General features: G+C 71.5%; 6 protein-coding genes. 5 read left to right on the forward strand and 1 reads right to left on the reverse strand.

Translation table 11 applies throughout. The annotated features are described in order from the left end of the window. Nucleotides 1–91: 91 nt before the first annotated feature. The gene (locus tag ACFYXH_RS35165; RefSeq protein ID WP_389571850.1) at nt 92–1162 is read left to right on the forward strand and encodes a phosphotransferase family protein; all 1071 of its coding nucleotides are present in this window, start codon (nt 92–94) and stop codon (nt 1160–1162) included. Nucleotides 1163–1189: 27 nt separating this feature from the next. Here ACFYXH_RS35165 and ACFYXH_RS35170 read toward each other — a convergent pair whose 3' ends face one another. Further along, a complete protein-coding gene (locus ACFYXH_RS35170; protein WP_385308575.1) occupies nt 1190–1594 on the reverse strand; it encodes a hypothetical protein in 405 nt (134 codons plus the stop codon). A gap of 204 nt (nt 1595–1798) precedes the next feature. On the opposite strand from ACFYXH_RS35170, the gene ACFYXH_RS35175 reads away from it, so the two are divergent. The 4 genes from ACFYXH_RS35175 (at nt 1799) to fxsA (ending at nt 5871) form a co-directional block, all read left to right on the forward strand. Further along, complete coding sequence (locus tag ACFYXH_RS35175) at nt 1799–2239, forward strand: Lrp/AsnC family transcriptional regulator (protein WP_327322224.1); 441 nt, start codon at nt 1799–1801, stop codon at nt 2237–2239. A gap of 9 nt (nt 2240–2248) precedes the next feature. Then, a complete protein-coding gene (locus tag ACFYXH_RS35180) occupies nt 2249–3889 on the forward strand; it encodes an amidohydrolase (RefSeq protein ID WP_389571854.1) in 1641 nt (546 codons plus the stop codon). A 518-nt stretch (nt 3890–4407) separates the two neighbouring features. Continuing rightward, nucleotides 4408–5175, forward strand: coding sequence for a polyprenol monophosphomannose synthase (locus ACFYXH_RS35185; protein WP_362679585.1), 768 nt, complete (start codon nt 4408–4410; stop codon nt 5173–5175). A gap of 99 nt (nt 5176–5274) precedes the next feature. Beyond that, nucleotides 5275–5871, forward strand: coding sequence for an FxsA family membrane protein (gene fxsA / locus ACFYXH_RS35190; protein ID WP_389571857.1), 597 nt, complete (start codon nt 5275–5277; stop codon nt 5869–5871). Nucleotides 5872–6089: the final 218 nt, after the last annotated feature.

Genomic DNA, 6089 nt, shown 5'->3' on the forward strand with positions numbered 1-6089 from the left:
AGAGGGCGTGCGGAAGCGACGGCCACCGTCGAATGTGCTGCTCACCACGGCACAGCCGCAAATGGACGCACCGACAGTGAGGAGTACCGCCATGGCAACGGCACCGCGCCCTCGCACGACCACGCGCGACCCCGAAGAGCTCGCCCGCCGTCTCACCGCCTGGCTGGATGCCCGGCTGCCCGGCGCCAAGGTCTCGGGCGTACGGGTCCCCGAGTCCAACGGCATGTCCAGCGAGACACTGCTCTTCGACATCGAGCACCCCGAACCACCCGTGCGCGCCTGCGCGTTGCGGCTCGCCGCCGACCCGGCCGCGTACACGATCTTCCCGGTGTACGACATGGCGCTGCAGTACCGCACCATGCGGGACGTTGCCGAGCACACCGACATACCCGTGCCGCGCGTGCTGTGGCTGGAGGAGGATCTCGGGGCGCTGGGAGCGCCGTTCTTCGTGATGGAGCGCGTCGAGGGCCGGGTTCCGCCCGACGTCATGCCCTATACGTACGAGGGCAACTGGCTGCATGCCGCGAGCGACGCCGAGCGCGCCCAGCTGGAAGAGGCCACGATCTCGCTGATCGCCCGACTGCACGACCAGCACCCGGTCCCACGGCAGGAGAGCAGCGCGCTGCGCCGCCATGTCGATGCGCAACGGGCGTACTACGCCTGGGTGGTGGAGGGGCTGCCGCGCTCACCGCTCATCGAGAGCGCCTTCGACCGGCTCGAGGCGCACTGGCCCGAAGACGAGGGCGAGGCGGTCCGCAACTGGGGCGACGCCCGCATCGGCAACATCATCTACGACGGGTTCGAGCCCGCTGCCGTACTCGACTGGGAGATGGCCGCCTACGCCCCGCGCGAGGTCGACCTCGGCTGGACCGTCTACCTCCACCGGTTCTTCCAGGACCTCACCGTCGGCTTCGGCCAACCGGGCCTGCCCGACTTTCTGCGCCGCGAGGCCGTAGAGCGCCGTTACGAACAGCTGACCGGCCACCGCCCGCGCGACATGGAGTTCCACACTCTCTATGCCGCGCTGCGGCACGCGATCGTCATGCTCCGGGTGGCCTACCGGCAGATCCACTTCGGTGAGGTACAGGTGCCCGAAGACCCGGACCGCCTGATCCTGCACCACGCCGAACTTGCCGCCATGGTGCAGGGAAGCTACTGGTGACCTACTGGGTCCTCGACCTCGGACCGCTCAGGCCGCACGCCGCATATGCGGCACCTTGACCGGACGCGAGCCCGGACCGCCGACGTGGGAGAAGGGCTGGGTCCGCCAGTCGAGCCCCTGAGGGAGCGTCAACAGCAGCGCGGTGTCCTGCTCCTGAACTTCGAGGGTCTCGTCCGCGGGACGCGCCTCGGCGGCCGTACGCCCCGTACCTGCGCACACGGTCAGGCCGAAGGGATTCCACGGGGTGGGGCACAGTGCATGCTCCGGCAGGACGTCCTCGTCCGCCAGCAGTGCGATCGGCTGCGCGCAGTCCGGGCAGATCACCCGGTACATCTCGAAGGTGTCGTACGCGTCGAGCTCGTCGATCTCAGCCGGATCGGCCGAATCAACAGGCTCCGGTTCGGTACGTCCGCTGTTCTTCAGGTTCTGCATGGAGATTCTCCCCCTCGGGTGGGCCGACCAGGCACTTGCGGCCTCGACCAAAGCAAGCAATTCCCCACGCGCCGGCCAGGCAATCGCGTGATCACGACGGACCGGTCGGCAAACCTGTGGCATTCGTCACATGCCCGCCGCAGTTGCCTCTCCGTGTCGCCGCCGACTGTGCCGGAAGGGACCTGGGGCAATAGGTTGATCCGCATGGAGGAGCTGGATCGTCAGATCGTGGAATTGCTCGTCACGGACGGGCGGATGAGCTACACCGACCTGGGCAAGGCCACGGGCCTGTCCACATCGGCGGTGCATCAGCGCGTCCGCCGCCTCGAGCAGCGCGGCGTCATCCGCGGCTATGCCGCCGTCGTCGACCCCGAGGCGGTCGGGCTGCCGCTCACCGCCTTCATCTCGGTCAAGCCCTTTGACCCCAGTGCCCCCGACGACATCGCGGAACGCCTCGCCGACGTGCCGGAGATCGAGGCCTGCCACAGCGTCGCGGGCGAGGAGAACTACATCCTCAAGGTGCGCGTCGCGACCCCGCTCGAGCTGGAGCACCTGCTCACCCGCATCCGCTCGCTGTCCGGTGTCTCCACCCGTACGACCGTCGTCCTCTCCACCCCGTACGAGGCACGCCCGCCGCGTATCTAGGCTGTTCCCATGACCGACAGCACCGCCCCCCAGGCCGAACACCGCACCGTGCTGCTGCGCGGTGGAGAAGTCCACAGCCCCGCCGACCCCTTCGCCACGGCGATGGTCGTCGAGCGAGGACATATCGGCTGGGTGGGCTCGGAAGGCGCCGCCGACGCCTTCGCAGCCGGAGTCGACGAGGTGATCGACCTGGAAGGGGCTCTGGTCACTCCGGCGTTCACCGACGCACACGTACACACCACGGCGACCGGCCTCGCCCTCACCGGCCTCGACCTGTCCGGCGCCCGCACCCTGGTCGAAGCGCTCGATCTCGTACGGGAGCACAGCGCCGCACACTCCGCCGACAAGGTCCTCCTCGGTCACGGCTGGGACGCCACGCGCTGGCCCGAGCAGCGTCCGCCGTCCCGCACCGAACTCGACCAGGCGGCCGGCGGCCGCCCTCTCTATCTGCCCCGGATCGACGTCCACTCGGCCGTGGTCACCACCGCCCTGCTCGACCTCGTCCCCGGCATCACCGACCTCGCCGGGTACCACCCGGACGCGCCGCTGACCGCCGCCGCCCACCACGCCGTACGCGCCGCCGCCCACGCCGCGATCACCCCCGCCCAGCGCGCCGCCGCACAGCGCGCCGCACTCGCCAGGGCCGGCTCGCTCGGCATCGGCACCGTCCACGAATGCGCCGGCCCCGACATCTCCGACGAGGACGACTTCACCTCCCTGCTGAAACTGGCCGAGGCGGAGCCGGGCCCGCGCGTCGTCGGCTACTGGGCCGAACAGGTCGCGAGCGCAAAGGACGCACAGCGCATCCGCGAACTCGGCGCCATCGGCGCGGCCGGTGACCTCTTCGTCGACGGCTCCCTCGGCTCGCACACCGCCTGCCTGCACGCCCCGTACGCCGACGCCCCGCACACCGGCGCCGCCCACCTCGACAGCGCGGCCGTCGCCGCCCATGTCACCGCCTGCACCGAAGCCGGGCTCCAGGCCGGTTTCCACGCCATCGGCGATGCCGCCCTCACCGCCGTCACCGACGGCGTCAGGGCCGCCGCCGACACGCTCGGCCTCGCCCGCGTACGCGCAGCCCGCCACCGTGTCGAACACGCCGAGATGCTCACACCCGAAACCATCGCCGCCTTCGCCGAATTCGGCCTCACCGCCTCCGTCCAGCCCGCCTTCGACGCGGCCTGGGGCGGCTCGGAGGGCATGTACGCCCAGCGCCTCGGCGCCGAGCGGGCCCGCACCCTCAATCCGTATGCCGCACTGCTGCGCGCCGGAGTGCCCCTCGCCTTCGGCTCGGACAGTCCCGTGACCCCGCTCGACCCCTGGGGCACCGTCCGGGCCGCGGCCTTCCACCGCACGCCCGAACACCGGGTCTCCGCCCGCGCCGCCTTCACCGCCCACACGCGCGGCGGCTGGCGCGCCATCGGCCGCGACGACGCCGGCGTCCTGGTTCCCGGTGCGCCCGCCGACTACGCCGTCTGGCGCACCGAGGAACTCGTCGTCCAGGCCCCCGACGACCGCGTCGCCCGCTGGTCCACCGACCCGCGCTCCGGCACCCCGGGCCTGCCCGATCTCACCCCCGGCACCGAACTGCCCCGCTGCCTGCGGACGGTGGTCTTCGGACAAACGGTCTATGAGAGGCTGAACGAGTGACGTGCGGACATTTCGTACCGCCGATCGATGCCCGCGGCGCTCCGGCGCGACCTGCGCATCTTCCGTGCTGACCTGGTGATTTGGGCAAGGATCGCAGATCAGGGGGAGTGTTGACAGCGAGCGCCCACCGGCCGGTAGGTTCGGCCGAGTCCACCACGGGACGTCCGACCGGCAGACCTTCACGCAGTCGTCGAACGCCGCTGGGTCATGGGGTGGTGCGTCGCACCGGCGCACTGCCACTGGGAGCCAGGTTCAGCGCCCGCGCCTCGGGGGCGAGGGAAGGTCTCAGCCGGCCGGCAGGTGCGACCCGGGTGGGGCCCGGCGTTCAGTAGACAACGGCTCTCGGTAGATCCGCAGCCAGCGGGTCCCAGGTCGGCCCGAAGGACGCCGGGCCCCGATCCGCAGCCCCTTGTCACACTTCCGCGCAGAAGACACGACTCCCCAGGTCCGTGCCGCCGCAGCGGCGCGGCGAGCGCTCGCTATGGTGGGGCTCTGCGTACGGACATTAAGGGGCAGTAGTGAACGACGGCGGTCAGCGGCGGTACGGCCCGCTCGGCAGAGCCTTGGTGATCATCCCGACCTACAACGAGGCCGAGAACATCAAGCCGATCGTCTCCCGGGTGCGCGCTGCCGTGCCCGAGGCGGACATTCTCGTCGCCGACGACAACAGCCCCGACGGCACCGGCAAATTCGCCGATGAACTCGCGGCCCACGACGACAAGGTGCATGTACTGCACCGCAAGGGCAAGGAAGGCCTCGGCGCCGCCTACCTGGCGGGCTTCGCCTGGGGCATCGAGCACGGCTACGGCGTACTCGTCGAAATGGACGCCGACGGCTCCCACCAGCCCGAGGAACTGCCCCGGCTGCTCACCGCCCTCAAGGGCGCCGACCTGGTCCTCGGCTCGCGCTGGGTCCCCGGCGGCCGCGTGGTCAACTGGCCGAAGCACCGTCAGTTCATCTCGCGCGGCGGCAGCACGTACTCCCGGCTGCTCCTCGGTCTGCCGCTCCGTGACATCACGGGCGGCTTCCGGGCCTTTCGCAAGGAGACCCTCGAAGGGCTCGGCCTCGCGGACGTCGCCTCGCAGGGCTACTGCTTCCAGGTCGACCTCGCTCGCCGGGCCGTCGCCGCCGGCTACCACGTTGTCGAGGTCCCGATCACCTTCGTGGAGCGCGAGGTCGGCGACTCGAAGATGAGCCGCGACATCCTTGTCGAGGCGCTGTGGCGGGTCACCGCCTGGGGCGTCGGCGACCGGGCGAATCGTCTCCTCGGCCGCAAGTCCTCCTGAACCGCCTCCCGGTGTCCTCCCGCCCTCTCGCGTCGGCCGGGCGATCTTCCTGATCACACCCTTATGCCGCTTCGGCGGGTGTCCAGGCACACTGGGGGCATGACGACCGGCACTCCGCCCCCGACAGCCCCCAAGCGCTCGTGCGCCCGCAATCTCGTGCCGCTCGGCATCGCCGCCTGGCTGGTGCTCGAGATCTGGCTGCTGACCCTGGTGGCCGGAGCGGCCGGCGGACTCACCGTCCTTGCCCTGCTCGTCGGCGGCGGCATCGTCGGCGCCGTCGTCACCAAGCGGGCCGGCCGTCGGGCCTTCCGCAATCTGACCGAGACCCTCCAGCAGGCGCAGGCCGGCAACAGTCCGGCGCCCGGGACCGGCAGCACCGGCAGTACTGGCAGCACCGGCAACGGGTTCCTGATGCTCGGTGGTCTTCTTCTGATGCTGCCGGGTCTGATCTCCGACGCGGCGGGCCTGCTGCTCCTGCTGCAGCCCGTGCGCTCGGCGCTCGGGCGGTACACGGAGCGCTCCCTGGAGCACCGGATGCGCGTCGCCGCCCCCGGCAGCCTGGGGGATGCCTTCCAGCAGGCCCGCATCCACCGCCCGGACGGCAAAGTCGTCCAGGGTGAGGTCATCCGGCAGGACGCCACGCAGCCCTCGCGGGGCTACGAGGACGGCGGCCCGAGGCCCCCGCTGACCCCCTGACCCCGGCCGTCCCTTTTTGCGAGGGGCATGCGTTTTGCGCATGCGGGCGCATCCCGAGAGGGACGCGCGCGCATCCGAGGTACAGCAGAGCCGCGGGGGGGGGGGCCCCCCCCGGGGGGGCCCCCCCCCGGCGGGGGGGGGGTGGGGGGGGGGGGGGGGGGGGGGGTTGGTGGGGGGGGGCGGGCGGTGCGGGGGGGCCCCGGGGGCCCCCGCAAGTT

This window comes from Streptomyces sp. NPDC002730 (genome assembly GCF_042888805.1).
Taxonomy (GTDB): domain Bacteria; phylum Actinomycetota; class Actinomycetes; order Streptomycetales; family Streptomycetaceae; genus Streptomyces.